General features: G+C 62.1%; 15 protein-coding genes. 8 read left to right on the top strand and 7 right to left on the bottom strand.

All coding sequences use genetic code 11. The features are described 5' to 3' along the window. Positions 1–9: 9 nt before the first annotated feature. Together KIG99_RS19515 and KIG99_RS19520 are read right to left on the bottom strand one after the other, a co-directional pair. Entirely contained in the window at positions 10–429 is a 420-nt protein-coding gene (locus KIG99_RS19515) for a BON domain-containing protein (RefSeq protein ID WP_226461689.1), read from the bottom strand. Between the two features lie 63 nt (positions 430–492). Further along, entirely contained in the window at positions 493–651 is a 159-nt protein-coding gene (locus KIG99_RS19520) for a DUF3309 family protein (RefSeq protein ID WP_226461690.1), read from the bottom strand. A 306-nt stretch (positions 652–957) separates the two neighbouring features. On the opposite strand from KIG99_RS19520, the gene KIG99_RS19525 reads away from it, so the two are divergent. From KIG99_RS19525 to KIG99_RS19550, 6 genes are all read left to right on the top strand, one after another. After that, complete coding sequence (locus KIG99_RS19525) at positions 958–1149, top strand: DUF883 family protein (protein ID WP_226461691.1); 192 nt, start codon at positions 958–960, stop codon at positions 1147–1149. Positions 1150–1252: 103 nt separating this feature from the next. Next, complete coding sequence (locus tag KIG99_RS19530) at positions 1253–3730, top strand: EAL domain-containing response regulator (protein ID WP_226461692.1); 2478 nt, start codon at positions 1253–1255, stop codon at positions 3728–3730. 144 nt (positions 3731–3874) lie between these two features. After that, a complete protein-coding gene (locus tag KIG99_RS19535) occupies positions 3875–4462 on the top strand; it encodes a TetR/AcrR family transcriptional regulator (protein WP_226461693.1) in 588 nt (195 codons plus the stop codon). A gap of 109 nt (positions 4463–4571) precedes the next feature. Continuing rightward, a complete protein-coding gene (locus tag KIG99_RS19540; RefSeq protein WP_226461694.1) occupies positions 4572–5654 on the top strand; it encodes an alkene reductase in 1083 nt (360 codons plus the stop codon). 65 nt (positions 5655–5719) lie between these two features. Continuing rightward, positions 5720–6634 (top strand): DMT family transporter, encoded by a 915-nt coding sequence (locus KIG99_RS19545; RefSeq protein ID WP_226461695.1) that lies wholly within the window; start codon positions 5720–5722, stop codon positions 6632–6634. After that, positions 6631–7635, top strand: coding sequence for an LLM class flavin-dependent oxidoreductase (locus tag KIG99_RS19550; protein WP_226461696.1), 1005 nt, complete (start codon positions 6631–6633; stop codon positions 7633–7635). Before KIG99_RS19545 ends, KIG99_RS19550 begins: the two co-directional genes overlap by 4 nt. Before the next feature lies 1 nt (position 7636). Here the strand turns inward: KIG99_RS19550 and KIG99_RS19555 are convergent, their stop codons facing one another. From KIG99_RS19555 to KIG99_RS19570, 4 genes are all read right to left on the bottom strand, one after another. After that, positions 7637–8137, bottom strand: a complete 501-nt coding sequence (locus KIG99_RS19555) for a hypothetical protein (RefSeq protein WP_226461697.1) — start codon at positions 8135–8137, stop codon at positions 7637–7639. A gap of 19 nt (positions 8138–8156) precedes the next feature. Continuing rightward, positions 8157–9083, bottom strand: a complete 927-nt coding sequence (locus KIG99_RS19560) for a ParB/RepB/Spo0J family partition protein (RefSeq protein WP_226461698.1) — start codon at positions 9081–9083, stop codon at positions 8157–8159. Between the two features lie 129 nt (positions 9084–9212). Continuing rightward, positions 9213–10259 carry a phospholipase A gene (locus KIG99_RS19565; RefSeq protein ID WP_226461699.1) on the bottom strand — a complete coding sequence of 349 codons (1047 nt, stop codon included), beginning with the start codon at positions 10257–10259 and terminating at the stop codon, positions 9213–9215. Next, positions 10256–10741: a Spy/CpxP family protein refolding chaperone gene (locus KIG99_RS19570; protein WP_226461700.1), complete on the bottom strand. Its 486-nt coding sequence runs from the start codon at positions 10739–10741 to the stop codon at positions 10256–10258. Before KIG99_RS19570 ends, KIG99_RS19565 begins: the two co-directional genes overlap by 4 nt. Positions 10742–10936: 195 nt before the next feature. Between KIG99_RS19570 and dinB the strand changes: the two genes are divergently transcribed. Next, positions 10937–12085, top strand: coding sequence for a DNA polymerase IV (gene dinB / locus KIG99_RS19575; protein ID WP_226461701.1), 1149 nt, complete (start codon positions 10937–10939; stop codon positions 12083–12085). Between the two features lie 15 nt (positions 12086–12100). Here dinB and KIG99_RS19580 read toward each other — a convergent pair whose 3' ends face one another. After that, complete coding sequence (locus KIG99_RS19580) at positions 12101–14233, bottom strand: carboxy terminal-processing peptidase (RefSeq protein WP_226461702.1); 2133 nt, start codon at positions 14231–14233, stop codon at positions 12101–12103. Between the two features lie 432 nt (positions 14234–14665). Here KIG99_RS19580 and KIG99_RS19585 point away from each other — a divergent pair, with 432 nt between their 5' ends. Beyond that, the gene (locus tag KIG99_RS19585; protein WP_226461703.1) at positions 14666–17500 is read left to right on the top strand and encodes an ATP-binding protein; all 2835 of its coding nucleotides are present in this window, start codon (positions 14666–14668) and stop codon (positions 17498–17500) included. The last annotated feature ends 7 nt before the right edge of the window (positions 17501–17507 follow it).

Genomic DNA, 17507 nt, shown 5'->3' on the forward strand with positions numbered 1-17507 from the left:
TGTTCTGACTCATTTGCCAGCGGTTGTCGTCAGGTGATTGACCACGTTCTTGACGCCGCTGACACCGGCAGCCAGCGTCTTGGCCCGGTCGTTGAGCGCAGCGGTGTCGACCGTGCCGCCCAGGGTGACGACGCCATTGACGGTATCGACGGTCATCTTCAGGGAGTCAAGCCCGGGTTCGGCGAGGAAGGCCGTCTTGACGCGGGTGGTGATCTCGGTGTCCTCGATTGCGGTGCCGGTCTTGCTGCCGGCATCGCTCAGCTTTTTGTCCAGTTTGTCGGTTGCTTCGGAGACTTTCTTGCCGGCATCGCTGGCCGTCTCGTCGAGTTTTTTGCCTGCCGATTCGGCGGGGCCGGGTTTGTCGCAGGCGGTGAGTCCGGCGGCAAGGATCAGGGAAAAGCCGAGTAGCTTGAATTGCTTGGTGTTCATGGTTTTACTCCGAAAAAGCTGAAAATTGCCGCCGACGCCAGTCGGGGCGGGGTTTCACAAAGGCTAGAGGCGGCCGGTCAGGACCAGGATGACGAGCACCAGTACAACCAGCCCGATACCGCCGCTTGGCGCGTAACCCCAGCCGCGGCTGTGCGGCCAGGCGGGGATGGCGCCGAGCAGCATCAATACAAGAATGATCAGCAGAATTGTTCCCAGTGTCATTTAAGTCCTCCTGACGGAAAGTTCGCGCAAAGTGCGCCGCCCAACCGGGCGAAATGGCTGCACTGATTGCAGTGATCGCATTCTTGGCGATTGCCCCGGCACAGTCTGTTGCCTGGCACACAGACCGGGAGATGACTTCCATGGGAACTTTTGTCCGGATGCCGGGCGAACCCGGTATCCGGCAAGCCTTGCCTGGTGGCAGGCTTGCCTGTTTTCCCAGTTACCCAGGAGGCATGATGACTACCGAAATCAATAGCGCACCCATCGTCGGTTGCAAGGAAACCCGTTGCTAACGAAATCAAGGGAATGGTCGGCGGTGCCGGCGAACTCATCGATCAGGCCGGGCAGGTCATCGCGGCCGAAGCTGGCGTCGTTGCCGGCAAGGCACGCTGCATGTCGGCCGCGACCCGGCAGTACGTGCACCGCAATCCGTGGACCATCGTCGGCATTGCAGCGACCGCCGGCCTGGTCATCGGCGCCTTGCTCAGTCGACGCTGAGCGGGTCGTACTCCATTCAAACCCGCATCACCGACGAGCAGCTTGCAGCGGCGATTTTTACTTTCGGATCGCCACTTTTCCGACTTTTCAAGGATGCCCCGCGATGAGCGATTTGCTGACGACGGTTCTGCTGGTTGAGGACAACCCGGGCGAAATCGGGCTGATTACCGGTGCCCTGGCCGGGGCGCCCGGGCAGGTGTTTTCTGTCGCGACGGCAAATTGCCAGGCGGCAGCGGTCGACCGCCTGGAAAAGGGCAAAATCGATGTCGTCCTGATTGATCTGGGCTTGCCGGACGGGCAGGGCATGGCCCTCTTCGAGCGCGTCTTCATGATGCAGCCCGGCATCCTGATCATTCTGCTCTGTGCGCCGGCCGACGAAGAAATCGCCCGTCTCGCCGTGCAGCGCGGTGCCGAGGATTATTTCGTCAAGGGCCACGTCGATGCGCACTGGCTGCCGCGTGCCCTGCATTACCTGATCGAACGCAAGGCAACGCGGGAAGCGCTGCGCGAGAGCGAGGCACGCTTTCGCGCGATGAGCGACGCGTCGCCGCTCGGTATTTTCGTGTCCGATGCGCAGGGCGACTGCATCTACACCAATGCCGCTTACCACGAGATATCCGGGCTCAACCTGGAACAGACCCTGGGCACCAGCTGGAGCATGGCGATTCACCCGGACGACAGGCAACGCATTGTCATCGCCTGGCGCGATGCGGTGCGCGGCGACGAAGCCTTCCAGGCCGAGGTGCGCTTTTTGCGCCGTGATGGCAGCATCGTCTGGACGCGCCTGAATGCGGCGGCGATGCGCGATGGCTGGACCTTGCGCGGGCGCGTCCAGATCGTCGAGGACATCACCGCCCGCAAGGCCGTCGAAGCCGAGTTGAAACAGATACAGGAAGACCTGTTCGCGGAGAAGGAGCGTGCCCAGGTGACGCTCAACTCGATCGGCGATGCCGTGCTGACGACCAATCTGCAGGCCAATGTGACCTATCTCAATCTGGTCGCCGAGGCGATGACTGGCTGGTCGCGCGAGGATGCGCTGGGCCGGCCGCTCGCCGAGGTCTTCCGGATCGTTGACGGGCAGAGCCGGAAAGTGGCAGAGAGTCCGGCCCTGCGGGCGATGAGCGAGGACCGGGTGGTCGGGCTGGCTGCCAACAGCATGCTGATCCGGCGCGATGGCAGCGAAGCGGCGATCGAGGATTCCTCGGCGCCGATTCATAACCGCGACGGCAAGGTGGCCGGTGCGGTGATCGTCTTTCACGATGTCAGCGCCTCGCGGGCGATGGCGCAGAAAATGTCGCATCTTGCCCAGCACGATTTCCTGACCGGCCTGCCGAACCGGCTGCTGCTCACCGAGCGGCTGTCGCAGGCGATCGGCCAGGCGCACCGTCACCGCAAGCAGGTCGGGCTGCTTTTTCTCGATCTCGACTATTTCAAGAACATCAACGACTCGCTCGGGCACCTCATCGGCGACCAGTTGCTGCAATCGGTGGCCGGGCGCCTCGCCAGCTGCGTGCGCAATACCGATACGGTCTGCCGCCAGGGCGGCGACGAGTTCGTCATCCTGCTCGCCGAGATCGAACAGCCGCAGGACGCGGCGCAGATTGCCGAAAAGTTGCTTGCCTCGCTGCTCACGCCGCATCTGATCGATGGCCACGAACTGCATGTGACCCTGAGCATCGGCATCAGCATCTACCCGAACGACGGCATCAGCGCCGACAGCGCCATGCAGAACGCCGATACCGCGATGTATTACGCCAAGGCCAATGGCCGCAACAATTACCAGTTTTTCACCAGCGACATGAATACCCGCGCCGTGCAGCGCCTGCTCGTCGAGAACAGCCTGCGCCGTGCCTTGAGCAAAGGCGAGTTCGAACTGCACTACCAGCCGAAGATGGACATCGCCTCCGGCCGGATGATCGGCAGCGAGGCGCTGCTGCGCTGGAAGGACCCGAAGCTCGGCATGATCTATCCCGGCCAGTTCATCCCGGTTGCCGAAGAATGCGGTCTGATCGTGCCGATCGGGCGCTGGGTCTTGCGCGAGGCCTGTCGCCAGGTACAGGCCTGGCTGGCAGCCGGTCAGCCAGCGGTGCCGGTGTCAGTCAATATTTCGGCGGTGGAGTTTCGCCATGTCGATTTTCTGCCGAGCGTTGCCGCGATTCTTGCGGAAACCGGCCTGCCACCGGGCTATCTCGAACTGGAACTGACTGAAAGCATCCTGATGCACGAGGCGGCATCGTCGGAGTCGATGCTGACCGCACTCAAGGGCATGGGGCTGAATCTGGCGATCGACGATTTCGGGACCGGCTATTCCAGCCTCAGCTACCTGAACCGCTTTCCGATCGATACGCTGAAGATCGACCAGTCCTTCCTGCGCGATATCGCGACCAACGCTGACAACGCCACCATTGTCAGCGCGGTGATCGGCATGGGGCAAAAGTTGAAGCAGAAGGTGGTCGCCGAAGGGATAGAAACGGCCGAACAACTGGCTTTCTTGCGCGATGAGAAATGTGATGGCGGGCAGGGCTTCCTGTTCAGCTACCCGGTGTCGGCGGAGAATTTTGTTGCCTTGATGAATAGTTAATAAGTTATAAAACAAAGACAAGGATAATTTATCTAATGTAACACATGAACAGTTAGACGGAATTGTAAGCCTGAAAAAGCACCTTCCTGTGCCCCCAAATTTGTTACTAGACGACTGGTCTAATTCGTGGCAGACTGCCGTCCCATGAACTTACGTCACGACAATACGCGTCAGCACATCATCGATATCGGTTACGGGATCATCGCCGGCAAGGGCTTTTCCAGCGTCGGCCTGAACGAGATCCTGAAGACGGCGGGTGTGCCGAAAGGCTCTTTCTATCACTACTTCGAATCCAAGGAGCAGTACGGTCAGGCCTTGCTCGAAGACTATTTCGCCAATTACCTGGTCGGCATCGACGAGTTGCTGCAAGCCGAAGCGGCGTCCAGCCACGAGCGCCTGATGCGCTACTGGCAGCGCTGGCTGGACAAGCAGTGCGCGGCGGCCTGTTCCGACCAGAAGTGCCTGGTCGTCAAGCTCAGCGCCGAAGTCGCCGATCTGTCGGACACCATGCGTATCACGCTGCGCGACGGTACCGACCAGATCGTGGCGCGGATTGCCGCGCTGATCGAAGCCGGCGTTGCCGATGGCTCGCTGCCGCCGCTGGCGCCGCTCGCTACCGCGCAAATGCTTTACCAGCTGTGGCTGGGTGCCAGCCTGCTCGGCAAGCTGCATCGCAACAGCGAAGCGCTCGATAACGCCATGCAGTTCACGCAAACCCTGTTTTCCCGCTAAGGCGAAAGTGCTTTAGCGGTCGACGTCCTGAATCAGCCTTTTTTTAAATCAAAGTTTAGACGACCGGTCTAATTTATTTTTCGGAATACCCCGTTAAGGAGAATCACCCATGACTACCTTGTTCGACCCCATCCAGATCGGCGACATCGCACTCGCCAACCGTATCGTCATGGCGCCGCTGACGCGTAACCGCGCCATCGCCGGCAATGTCGCCGGTCCGATGACTGCCGAGTATTACCGTCAGCGCGCCACGGCCGGCCTGATCATTGCCGAAGCCAGCCAGATCAGCCCGATCGCCCAGGGTTACCTCGATACCCCGGGCATCTACAGCGCCGAGCAGGTCGCCGGCTGGCGCCAGGTCACCGATGCCGTGCATGCGGCCGGCGGCAAGATCGTGCTGCAACTCTGGCACGTCGGCCGTGTCTCGCACAGCTCGCTGCTGCCGGATGGCGCTGCTCCGGTGTCGTCGACCGACAAGGTCGCGAATGCCTCGACCTTCACCAAGGACGGCTTCGTTCCCGTATCCACGCCGCGCGCCCTGCGTGACGATGAGATTCCCGGCCTGATCGAGGATTACCGCCTTGCTGCGCGCAATGCCATCGATGCCGGCTTTGACGGCGTCGAGATCCACGCTGCCAACACCTACCTGATCGAGCAGTTCCTGCGCGACAGCGTCAATGAGCGCAGCGGCCCGTACGGCGGCAGCATCGCCAACCGCGCCCGCCTGCTGCTCGAAGTCGTCGCAGCGATCAGCAAGGAAATCGGCGCCGGTCGCACCGGTGTGCGCCTGAGCCCGATGACCACCTTCACGGCACCGCTCGACAGCGATCCGCAGGCGCTCTACGGCTATATCGTCGAACAGCTCGCACCGTTCGGTCTGGCTTACCTGCATGTGATCGAAGGCGAAACCGGTGGTACGCGCACGCCAGAAGGCAAGGCTTTCGACTACGAGGCCCTGCACCGTGCTTTCCCGGGCGCCTGGATGCTCAATAACGGCTATTCGCGCCAACTGGCGATCGATAACGTCGCCGACGGCAAGGCCGATCTGGTCGCCTTTGGCCGGCCCTTCATCAGCACGCCGGACCTCGTCCGTCGCCTGCGTGAAGACAAGCCGTTCAACGAACTGCGTGCCGACAAGCTTTACGGCGGCGGTGCCGAGGGTTACACCGATTACCCGACGCTGGCTGCCTGATTTCTGATTCACCCCGTGCCCCGACCGGTCAACCGCCGGCCGGGGCCGTTTTTCCCGGAAATTTCATGTCCGAATACCGCCGCTGGCTGCCTGCGCTCGCCCTGATCGTTCTCTCCCTGACCTGGGGTTACACCTGGGTGCTCGCCAAGCAGGGCCTGGCCTACGCGCCGCCCTTTGCCTTTGCCGCCGAACGCTGTGTCGGTGCCGCGCTGGCACTGATCATCGCGGTCAAGCTCAGTGGCCGCCGCTTGAGCCTGGTCGCGCCACGTCAGACCATCGCCATCGGCCTGGCGCAGGTTGCCGGCTTCATGATTTTCCAGACCTGGGCGCTGGTCGAAGGCGGCCCCGGCAAGACGGCGGTACTCATCTTCACGATGCCGATCTGGACCCTGCTGCTTGCCTGGCCGATTCTCGGCGAGCGCGTGCGCGGCAAGCAGTGGCTGGCTGCGGCGAGTACGCTGGGCGGCCTGTTGCTGATCATCGAGCCCTGGGACATGCACGCCAGCCTGTTCAGCAAGTTCCTCGGCCTGATGGCGGCATTGTGCTGGGCGACTGGCACCATCCTGATCAAGCGCCTGCGCGGCAAGACGCCAGTCGACCTGCTGACTCTGACCATGTGGCAGATGATCATCGGCGCAATACCGCTGGTACTGCTGGCTTTGCTCATTCCCGAGCGGTCGACCGACTGGAGCGGCAGTTATCTCGGCATCCTTGCTTTCATGTCGATTGCCAGCACCGCCATGTGCTGGTGGCTGTGGATCTACATCCTCGATCGCGTGCCGGCCTGGGAGGCCAGCCTGTCGGTACTTGGTACGCCGGTCGTCGCCATCCTGTCGTCGCGCCTGATTTTCGGCGAAGCCTTCAAGAGCACCGAGATTGCCGGAATCCTGTTGATCGGCAGCGGTCTGGCGCTACTTTCATTGCTCGGCTGGGCAGCGAGCCGGCGCAATCCGGCCAGGGTCATTGAGGAAAAAACATGAATACGCTCGTGAAGCCGAAACTGGCTATGCTCGATCTCGTCACCGTCCGCGAAAACGGCACGGTGGGCGAGGCGCTGAACATCGCCCGCGATACCGCCCTACACGTTGAGAATCTCGGTTTCACGCGCTACTGGCTGGCCGAACACCACAACATGCCGGGCATCGCCAGTTCGGCCACAGCCGTGCTGGTCGGCCACATCGCCGGGGCGACCAGCCGCATCCGTGTCGGTTCGGGCGGCATCATGCTGCCCAATCACGCGCCGCTGGTCGTTGCCGAAGCCTTCGGCACGCTGGCCGAACTCTATCCGGGGCGCATCGACCTCGGACTCGGCCGGGCGCCGGGCACCGACCAGCAAACCATGCGTGCATTGCGGCGTGACCGGATCGAGACCGAAGCCGACTTCCCGCGCGAAGTCGCCGAACTGCAGCGCCTGCTCGGACCGCGTCAGCCGGAGCAGCAGGTCATCGCCGTGCCCGGCAACGGCACCGAGGTGCCGATCTGGCTGCTCGGCTCCAGCCTGTTCTCTGCCCGCCTGGCGGCGGAGCGCGGCCTGCCTTATGCCTTCGCCTCGCATTTCGCACCGGCCATGCTGTTGCAGGCCATCGAAATCTACCGACGCAATTTCCGTCCTTCGGAAAAACTGGCTCAGCCTTACGTGATGATCGGCGTGCCGGTAATCGCTGCGCCCAACGATGACGAGGCCGAGTTCCTCGCCAGCAGCACCTACCAGCGCGTGCTCGGCATCCTGCGCGGCGACCGGCGCTGCCTGCCGCCGCCGCAAGAAAACTATCTGGCCGGCCTGTCGCGCCAGGAACTTGCCGGCATCGAGGGCTTTCTCGGCGCCGGTGTGGTTGGCGGGCCGGACAAGGTTGCAGCCGGTCTGCGCGAACTGCAGCAGGCAACGGCGGCCGATGAAATGATGCTGGTCTGCGACGTCTTCGATCCGGCGCTGCGCCTGCGCTCGCTCAGCCTGGTCGCGCAGGCGGCAGAGGCGATCTGATCTAGCCGGGGCGCCGGAACTCGCTGGCGATCCAGGCGCTGGCGCTCTTCATGCTGAGCTTGAAACTGGCCTCGACCTTTTGTTCGGCGAGTTGCTCGCCAGCGATATCGTAGGCTGCCAGCACGGCATAGGGGTCGTCTTCGTCGGGCACGATGTCGAGCGTGACGCTGACCGGGCCGGCTTCGGTCGTCACCGTGATCTTTTGGTGATACAGCGCATGCAGGTGGTGTTCATGCCGGCGCAGGACTTCCGAGGCAGTCTTGACCAGGGTCGCGAAGGCATTGGCGTCGAGCGGCTTCGGGTTCTTCTTGTCGCGGCCCATGGTCCACGGGCCGACCAGGGCCGGCTCCGACTCGCCGTCCTTGATCATCGCGACCGCCCAGCCTTCGTCGTCCTCGTTCTTGATGACGCGCGCCGTCCAGCCCTTGTTGCGCCAGAGCAGCGCCTCGAAAATGGCACTGTCTGCGTCGTCGGCGATGTCGTTCTGGTTGTCTGCGTTCATGGCGGGCTTTCTCTGCGCTTCAGGCGGCCGAGCCGGCGTCGCCCTGCATGGCCAGGAACTCGTCGACCAGGCGGGAGAGGACTTCTTCCTCGTCGCCATCGGCCAGGCCGAGAATCTCGGCGACCAGGCGGATCTTCGAAGGATGGACGCGGCGGCTGGCGCTTGGCTGCGGTGTCGGGGCGGCGACCGGAGCACTGACGGCGGTGGTCGTTGCGGCGACCGGCTCCGGGCTTTCCCAGGCAGGTGTCGTCACAACGGGCGCTTCGGCTTCTTCCACAGCCGGCTTCTTCTTGCTGCGGCGCAGGCCTTCTTCGCTCAGCGCACGGTCGACTACCGTTTTCGAGAGTTTTTCACCTTCCGGCAGTTGTTCGACCTGATCGATCAGGGTGTCGGCCTTGGCGACGTTTTTCTGAGCTAGGCGTTCGAGCTGGATTGCCGTGCTGGTGCTGGCGATCTTGCCGGAGTCGAGCAGGGCGGTCACTTTTGGCGACAGGTTGGCGGCGGCGGTGGCCTGGTTGAGCCAGGTCGGGTTGCGGCCGAAATGTTCGGCCGCGGCCTCGCGGCTCTCGAAGCGTTCGGCGATAGTCTGGATGGCGCCGGCCATTTCACGCGGCTCGAGCGGTGCACGCAGGCCCAGGCCGAGATTCTCGAAGACCTGGATTTCCAGCGCCTCGTCGCCGTCGCAGGCGCGGACCAGCGCCGGCAGCTGCGTTTCGCCGGCCAGTTGGGCTGCACGCCAGCGGCGTTCGCCGACGATCAGGCGATAGCGCCCGGCGGCATCGGCCGGGCGGACCAGCACCGGATGGATCAGCCCCTTGCTCTGGATCGAGTTGGCCAGGCCCTTGAGGCCGACCTCGTCGCAATGCCGGCGCGGGTGCGCCGGATCAGGTTCGATCAGTGCAATATCGATCAGCTTGAGTTCTGCAGAGTTGTCTTTGAAAGCCACGGTCCGGATACCTGTTCTGGTTGCTGCGCCGGTCGCTGACGGATGGCCGGCGATGGGCGAAAGGGGCAGCATGTTCGACCTTTTTGCCGGGCATTTCAACTGCTAATTGCAATGCATGACGCTCTCCGCTCAGAACTGGAACAGGCTGAGGCCAAGCCCGATGCGGCTTTGCCGATGGTTGTAGTCGAGCAGGGTTTCGCCGTAGCCGGTGAACAGTTGCAGATACCAGCGCAGGCCGGCCGGCTTGTCGGCAAAGACCGGGTGGGTCATGTCGAGCTGCAGCGAACCGCGGTTGAAGTTGCTGAAATTGCTGCGCCAGGTCAGGCCGAGGGTGCTGACGCCGGGAAACCAGTTCACCGCCAGTTCGCCGCGCCCGATATGGCTGGTCAGATCAGGGTTCTGGTCGTTCTTGTTCTCCGGCAGACGGCCGTTCAGGCGCAGGCTGACACCGACATCGCCGTGTTCCAGGCCGATGCCGGTATAGATCCGGTTCCAGCTGCGCGACAGCGGGTCGCTCTGGCCGTTCGACTGGTGGGCGAAGCCGACCTGCAGCATGCGCAGGTTCCAGCCGAAAGGCAGCTCGCCAATCGCCGGCGGCACCGGGATGACGTAGATCGCCTCGGGCTGGTAATCGGTGCTGCGAAAGGGCGCCGAGTCGTTTTGGTCCCAGATCTGCCACAGCGATTTCTGGGTATAGGCAAACCACAGGTCGGCGCCGGGCAGGAAGAGGTCTTCGGCGATCTTGGCGCGCAGCGAAATCTGCAGTTTGGCCTCGATGCTGCGGTAGTCCGGGTTGCCGGCGCCGGCCGGCTGGGTTGGACTGCTCGGCGAGCGGTTGATGTTGCTCGTGTAATGCACCGGCAGCAGGAAATTGGGCAGGTAGGTGCGGACGACGAATTTGCCGCGCTTGTCTGTCGCGCCCAGCTCCCAGACCTTGGACATCACCGAGGGCGTGCGGCCGGCGTCGTGGTCATCGAGTGCTTGTGGCACCACGGCCGTGCTGGCCGCTACCGGGCCAGGCGGGGCGCTGCGGCCGGCCTGGCGGTCGTAGCATGCCAGGCGTTGCGCGTCGTCGCTGCGGGCGGCACAGTCGGCGCCGGTTTCGGCTGCTTTTGCGGGGTTGACCGCCAGGCCGAGCAGGATCAGGCTCGCGCTGCGCAGGAATTTCCTCTTCAAGGCGCACTCGCTTCCGCTCTCGGTGCCTGGGGCATGGGCTTGGCGCGCGGACGGTGGCTAGGGGTGACGTGAAAGTCATCGAAGATCTTTTTCTGCTCGACACTCAAACCGCCATAGAAGGCCTTGAGGACGACGAGATGTTCGCGCATTGCCTGCAGCCGGGATTGCAGGCTTTCCTGCATGCGTTCGGCCCGCTCCACGGTGCTCAGCCTGGCCCAGCCGTCGATATTGCGGCTACTTTGCCGGCGCATTCCGTTCTCGGACTCAAGCAGCTCTTTCCAAGCGCTTTCCTGCGTGCTGTCGAGTTTCAGTGCTGCATGCAGCTTTTGCTGCCGTTGCGCCATGCGCTGGGCACCGTAGTCGCTGGCAAAGCCATGGTCCTGCATCGGGCCGCAAACGACATCGGCGATCACCGGCAGGGAGAACAGGCTCAGGGAAAGGGCGAGGAATATCGGGGGAAGCAGCAGGCGGGAATGTGACATGAAAGTCTCCGTGGGCGGTGCGGATCAGGGCACCCCTTCGATGTGGATCGACGGCGTGGCCAAGCCCGCGTCGGTGGTTGCGTATTCGCAATCATCCTTGTCCGGGCTGCTTTTCTCTGTGCGTTGCCGCACGCAGCATCGCGCCCAGGCCGAATCGGCCGGCGAGGGTGTAAGCAATTTCGCTATACTGTGTGGATGAACAGTAATCGGCGAATTGCCCACCTCGACATGGACGCGTTTTTCGCCTCTGTCGAATTGCTGCGCTATCCGGAACTGCGCGGTCAGGCGGTGGTGGTCGGCGGGCGCAACGTGCATCAGCCGGTCGAACAGCCCGACGGCAGCAAGCGCTTTGCCCGCCTCGGCGATTATGTCGGGCGCGGCGTCATCACCACCTCGACCTACGAGGCGCGTGCCCTCGGCGTTTTTTCCGGCATGGGCCTGATGAAGTCGGCGCAGCTTGCCCCGGATGCGATCCTGCTCCCGGCCAATTTCGATGCCTACCGCGACTATTCGCGACGCTTCAAGGCCGCGGTGGCAAGCATTGCGCCGAAGATCGAGGACCGGGGCATCGACGAGATCTACCTCGACCTGAGCGACATTCCGGAAGCCAGCGAGCCGCTGGCGCGGCGTATCAAGCAGGCGGTGTTCAACGCCACCGGCCTGACCTGCTCGATCGGCATCACGCCCAACAAGCTGTTGGCAAAAATCTGCTCCGACCTCGACAAGCCGGACGGCATCACCATTCTCGGCATGGAGGAGGTAGCAAGCCGGATCTGGCCGCTGCCCGCCAAGAAGATCAACGGTATCGGTCCCAAGGCGAGCGAGCGCCTGGCCCGGCTCGGTATTGTCAGCATCGGCCAACTGGCGGCGGCACCGCTCGGGTTCCTGATCGAAAAGTTCGGCGAGCGTACCGGCGCCTGGCTGCATCGTGTCGCGCACGGCATCGACGAGCGCCCGGTCGTCACCGAATCGGAACCCAAGTCGATCAGCCGGGAAAGCACCTTCGAGCGGGATCTGCATGCGCGCCAGGACAGGGCGGCCTTATCGGAGATTTTCACCGCCTTGTGCATGCGCGTTGCCGACGATCTGCAACGCAAGGGCTACGCCGGCCGAACCATCGGCATCAAGCTGCGTTATGCCGATTTCCACGCGGTGACGCGCGACCTGAGCCTGCCGGTCGCGATCAGCAGCGGCCCGGAAATCCGCCAGGCCGCCGGCGAATGCCTGAAGCGCGTGCCGCTGGAGCAGAAGATCCGGCTGCTCGGCGTGCGGGTCAGTGCCCTGGTTCCGCTCGAGCAGGCGGATGATCCTTGTGTCGCAATACAGGCGGAGTTGCCCTGGTAGCGGTCTTGGCGCGGTTTAATGCACCTGTGCTGTTTTGCCGGTTTTCTCGGCAAGAAAATCCGCCGACTTGCGCAAGCCGACCTCGTCGCCGAGGATGCGCGCCGCCTCGTTCAGCAGGGGACCCGGGGCCTTCTTGCGTTCGTCGGCTTCGGCAATATCCTGGCTGAGCGGGCGTTCATCGGCTTGCAGGCCATCGTCGCTGAAGGCGCCCAGCTTGCTCGCGGCACGTTTGCCCTGGGATTTTGCTGCCGCGTTGCGCACTTCCTGCTTCGCCGCCCGGGCTTCCTGGGCATCGCGCAAGCGCCGGCGTTCCGCTTCGTTCAGAGAAAGGCTATTGCTTTTGCGCTGGCGGGCAATTTCGGCGATGTCTTCCTGCAATGCGACGAATTCGCGGTCCTGCCTGATGCGTACTTCGTGGCGGCTGCGCAGCGCGCCCAGTTCGTTGTTCAGGTCGCCCTGCACCGTATATGCCGCGGGAGCAATCCTGATCCAGGGCAGGGCGTTCTCGAAGGCTGCCTCGCGCTGGCTGTCGGCATCATCGTCAAACGGAAAGGCGATGTCCGGGGTCACGCCCCGTAATTGGGTGGTTCCACCGTCAATGCGGAAGAATTGCGCGATGGTCATTTTCAGTTCGCCGTACAGCGGCCTGTCCTGGCGGGCCAGGCGGTCAAGATCGATCATGGTCTGTACCGTACCCTTGCCAAAGCTCGGTTCGCCGATGATCAGGCCGCGCCCGTAATCCTGGATGGCGGCCGCGAAAATTTCCGAAGCGGAAGCCGAGTCGCGATTGATCAGCACGCCGAGCGGCCCATCCCAGGCGCTGCCGGCCTTGGTATCCTTGGCGACGCTGATCTCGCCCTTGGCATTGCGCTGTTGCACGACGGGGCCGGTGTCGATGAACAGGCCGGTCAGTTCGACCGCCTCGACCAGCGAGCCGCCGCCATTGCCGCGCAGGTCGATCAGGACGCTATCGACCTTCTCCTTTTTCAGCTCGCCGAGGATGCGCTCGACATCGCGGGTGGCGCTTTTGAAATTGCGCTCGCCCTTCTGCCGGGCTTCGAAGTCCTGGTAGAAGGAGGGCAGGGCGATGACCCCGATGCGCCGGGTGATGCCCCCATCGCTGACCGGAATGATCGATTTTTTCGCGGCCTGCTCTTCCAGGCTGATTTTCTTGCGGGTCAGCTGGATCAGCTTGTGTTTTTCGGCGGCACCGGCCGCGGCCGGCAGGATGTCGAGCACGACGACGCTGTCTGCTTCGCCGCGGATCAGGCGCACGGTGTCGTCGAGACGCCAGCCGGTCACATCGACCAGCGGGCCGTTGGCGCCCTGGCCGACGCCGACGATGCGGTCGCCGACCTTGAGCTGCCCCGATCCGGCAGCCGGGCCGCCGGCCATCAATTCGCGGATGGTCGTGTATTCATCGCGCTCCTGCAGCACGGCGCCGATCCCGAACAGCGACAGGCGCATCGAGATGTCGAAGTTCTCGGTCGCACTCGGTCCCAGGTAGTTGGTGTGCGGTTCGACCGCCATGGTGTAGGCGTTCATGAAGATCTGGAACGCATCTTCACTCTTCAACCGGCCAACGCGCTTGATGGATGCTTCGTAACGCTTGTCCAGGGTTTCGGCTATCGCCTTGTCGTCCTTGCCCGCCAGTTTCAGGCGCAACCAGTCATTTTTTACGCGCTTGCGCCACAGGTCGTCGGCTTCGGCAGCCGATACCGGCCAGTCGAGCTTTTCTCGCGACAGTACGAGACTTTCGTCCCGCCCGAAGTCAAAACCGGATTTGAGCAGGGCGCGAGCATAGACATAACGTTCAGCGACCCGTTGGGTGTAGAGATTGAAAATACCGAATGCCGGAGCGAGATCCTGATTCCGGATGGCGTCATCCAGGCGCGTGCGCAAGGGCGCCAGGCGGTCGATGTCGTTGCGGTCGAAAAAATATTTCTCGCCATCCAGCGCCTTCAGGTAGCGGTCGAATATCTGCCCCGACAACGCATCGTCGAGCTGGTTTTCCCGGTAGTGAAAGCGGGAAACCAGTTCCGAAGTGACCGCTACTGCGCCGGGCTGCTGCGGTAGTGGCGCCAGTTCCAGCGCCAGGGCCGAGGAGGAGATTGCTGCGAGCAGCAGCCAGCTGATGGGTTTTTTCATCGTGAGCTTGGGCGAAATGGCAGGGGTGTCGGTCTGATGCATGGCGATCAGGAGCAATTTGCCGGAAATGATAATGCCGGGCAGTATAAGGAATCGGATCGGCTTGAAATGTGGTTCAAGTGTGACAACGGGTTGCAGGTTGGCAACAGGAAGACGCTGGTCTTCCACCCGGTCAACTCCCGGAAATACCTGAAAACTGGAGGCTGCAGCGATCTTTTCGCGTGGCAAGCGGGTCAAGCCGAGCTGTGCCGGCCATGCGCCGGCGCACCGGCCAAGATGCTGCGTACGGTATCATGGTGGCCCTTGCAAGCCCCCGAATGCGCCCGAACGGAAAGGCGGGCGCTGATCGAGAGACTTTTATGTCTCTCGCGATGACGAAAAATCCGAGAGAGCTGGCACTGTTTCGCTATTTTCTGACTGACAGGATCGGTATTGCCCCGCAACGCCTTCAACCTCCGTATTTCCACGCTGAGTGCCATTGCCACTGGCGTTCTGGTCATTCTGATCGGCGCCATGTTGTCCCGGTTTTTGTTTGTTGAATGGAAAACCTTCAACACGACCGGCGAGGGCCTCTGGGTGACCGAGGTTGCCTACAAGGGCATGATCGCAGCCGAAAAGGCCTCGTTCGAACGCGGTCCTTCCAACGGCGTCCTGGGCGATGGCGACCCGCCTGCTGCGGCGAAACGGGAACGTTTGGACAAGGCTCGCCTGGTGACGGATCAGGCCTTGCAGAATTTCATGGCAGCCATTCGCGGGCAATCATGTCCGCCCGGCTGTCCCATGGCCGCAGATATGTCGACCGTGATTGACCAGCTCGATAAGGCCCGCCATGTTGTCGAGCAGGTTTCTGCCATGCCGCGGCCGCAGAGATCGGCCGATCTGGTCACCCAGGCGGTCAACCAGATGTTTGCTGTCATTCCCGGGTTGATCCAGCTCACGGCAGAGTTGGCGCGGACCGCCATCGATATTGATCCGGGGGTTGAGCCGGCGATTTTGGGTGCGATGTATGCCGTCGAACTCCGGGAATACGCCGGCCGACTCGGCTCGCAATTCACGGCAGCCCTCACCGAGCAAAAGCCGCTGACCTTGGCCGAGCAGCAAAAAATCAACATCCTGCGTGGTCGAATCGCGCAGTTGCATGATCTTATAGAAGTGCATACGCAGCAGTTGAAGGCGCAACCGCTCCAGAAAAATGCCTTCGACACGATGGAGGAGGACTATTTTCAGAAGGGGCTGAGCTTTGTCGATCAGGTCGAGGCGGCCAGCCGCGAGGGGCGTCCCTACGGCTTGAGTACCGCCGATTTTGCCGCACGTTACGTTCCCTACATGAAGTCCGTCGTTCTGTTGCGGGACGCCATGATGCAAACCGCCCTCGAGCGGGCCAAGGAACGGCATGCCGCCGCACTCGAGAGCCTGATCGTTGTTGCCGTGGTCGGTGCGCTCACCTTGATGCTGGTGGGTATTCTCTTCCTGATGATTCGCTGGCGGGTGATCAATCCGCTGTTGCAAGTGACCAATGCCATTGTCGAAATTGCGCAAGGCAAGCTCGATACGGAGCTTCCCGAGCCGGTGCACGAAGACGAAGTTGCCGAAATTCAGCGTGCCGTTGCCGTACTGAAAGCTGCCAGTACCGACAAGCAGCGCCTGGAGGATGAGCAAGGCCGGATTATTGAATCGATTCCCGGTGTTTTTTATGTTTTTGACAGCGCCGGTCGCTTCCTGATGTGGAATCGGAACTTTGAGAACTTTGTCGGGCTTTCTGCTGCCGAGATTGCTCAATCGCATCCACTCGATTTCTTTGATGGACAAGATAAAGACCGGATTGAAAAAGCCGTCATTGAAGTTTTTTCCGCGGGATCCTCCTCCATCGATGCGGTTCTTGTCGCCAAGGACGGCAAGCGGGCGCCTTATTTTTTCAACGGTTATCGCTTTGAGCGCAGTGAAGGGGTGGTCCTGATCGGTGTCGGTATCGATATCACCGAAAACGTACGTGCCAAGGCAGAACTCGAACAACACCAGGCCAGGCTGGAGGAACAGGTCGCCGAGCGAACGCGCGAACTCGGGCAAGCCCTGGATGCGACGAAGGCTGCCAGCCTCGCCAAGAGCACTTTCCTTGCCAACATGAGTCACGAGTTTCGGACCCCGATGAATGCCATCATGGGTATGACCGGCATGGCGCTCAGGCGTACCGAGGATCCCGGGCTCCGCGACCAGTTGGGCAAGATTGAAGGCGCCTCACGGCATCTGCTTGCCATCATCAATGACATCCTCGATATCTCCAAGATCGAGGCTGAGCGGTTGACGCTGGAAAAGAACGACTTTTTGCTCGGCGAGGTGCTGGAAAACATCACCAGCCTGATTGAGCACAAGGTCCGCGCCAAGGGGCTCGCACTGCAGATCGACCTGCCCGAGGAAATTGCCGGACTTCAGCTGCGTGGTGATCCGGTACGCCTGGGCCAGATCCTGCTCAATTACACCGCCAATGCCGTCAAGTTCACCGAGCATGGCTCGATCACGGTGCGGGTCCGCTCGCAAGGGGAAACGCCGGATGACGTGCTGCTGCGCATTGAGGTTGTCGATACCGGGATAGGGATTGCCGAAGAAGATCAAAAGCGCCTGTTCAAGGAGTTTGAACAAGCCGATGGCTCGATGACTCGAAAATACGGTGGAACCGGGCTGGGTCTGGCGATCAGCAAGCGCCTGGCCATGCTCATGAAGGGTGAGGCGGGCGTCGAAAGCGAGCCCGGTATCGGCAGCACCTTCTGGTGCACGCTTCGCCTGGACAAGAGCCGGAGCCTCGCCAGACCGATTGCAATACGTGCTGGCGAAACAGCCCTGGCCAGCCTGCAGGCCTCATTTGCCGGCACCTGTGTGCTGCTCGCTGAAGATGAGCCGATCAATCAGGAGGTGTCCTGCAGCCTGCTGGAAGAAGCGGGCCTGGTTGTTGATCTTGCGGTGGACGGGCAACAGGCCTTGGAACTGGCTCGACTAAACACTTACGCCTTGATCCTGATGGATATGCAGATGCCCAACCTGAATGGCATTGATGCCACGCGAGCCATTCGAACCCTGCCGGGCCACGCCGCCACTCCGATCCTGGCGATGACTGCCAATGCCTTCGAGGAGGACCGTCATGCCTGCATCGAAGCAGGCATGAACGATCACATCAGCAAGCCGGTGGATCCCGAGAGGCTGTACGAGACTTTGTTGCGATACCTGTCCGAGCAACACCGCCCGAGCGTTGATGACATTCCGGCGGCAGGCTGAAAACTCT

Source organism: Quatrionicoccus australiensis, assembly GCF_020510425.1.
GTDB lineage: Bacteria > Pseudomonadota > Gammaproteobacteria > Burkholderiales > Rhodocyclaceae > Azonexus > Azonexus australiensis_A.

What these genes read in the sequence shown, in the direction of transcription:
- KIG99_RS19515 (WP_226461689.1), bottom strand. Translation starts at nt 429, where the DNA reads ATGAACACCAAGCAATTCAAGCTACTCGGCTTTTCCCTGATCCTTGCC.
- KIG99_RS19520 (WP_226461690.1), bottom strand. Translation starts at nt 651, where the DNA reads ATGACACTGGGAACAATTCTGCTGATCATTCTTGTATTGATGCTGCTC.
- KIG99_RS19525 (WP_226461691.1), top strand. Translation starts at nt 958, where the DNA reads ATGGTCGGCGGTGCCGGCGAACTCATCGATCAGGCCGGGCAGGTCATC.
- KIG99_RS19530 (WP_226461692.1), top strand. Translation starts at nt 1,253, where the DNA reads ATGAGCGATTTGCTGACGACGGTTCTGCTGGTTGAGGACAACCCGGGC.
- KIG99_RS19535 (WP_226461693.1), top strand. Translation starts at nt 3,875, where the DNA reads ATGAACTTACGTCACGACAATACGCGTCAGCACATCATCGATATCGGT.
- KIG99_RS19540 (WP_226461694.1), top strand. Translation starts at nt 4,572, where the DNA reads ATGACTACCTTGTTCGACCCCATCCAGATCGGCGACATCGCACTCGCC.
- KIG99_RS19545 (WP_226461695.1), top strand. Translation starts at nt 5,720, where the DNA reads ATGTCCGAATACCGCCGCTGGCTGCCTGCGCTCGCCCTGATCGTTCTC.
- KIG99_RS19550 (WP_226461696.1), top strand. Translation starts at nt 6,631, where the DNA reads ATGAATACGCTCGTGAAGCCGAAACTGGCTATGCTCGATCTCGTCACC.
- KIG99_RS19555 (WP_226461697.1), bottom strand. Translation starts at nt 8,137, where the DNA reads ATGAACGCAGACAACCAGAACGACATCGCCGACGACGCAGACAGTGCC.
- KIG99_RS19570 (WP_226461700.1), bottom strand. Translation starts at nt 10,741, where the DNA reads ATGTCACATTCCCGCCTGCTGCTTCCCCCGATATTCCTCGCCCTTTCC.
- dinB (WP_226461701.1), top strand. Translation starts at nt 10,937, where the DNA reads ATGAACAGTAATCGGCGAATTGCCCACCTCGACATGGACGCGTTTTTC.
- KIG99_RS19580 (WP_226461702.1), bottom strand. Translation starts at nt 14,233, where the DNA reads ATGAAAAAACCCATCAGCTGGCTGCTGCTCGCAGCAATCTCCTCCTCG.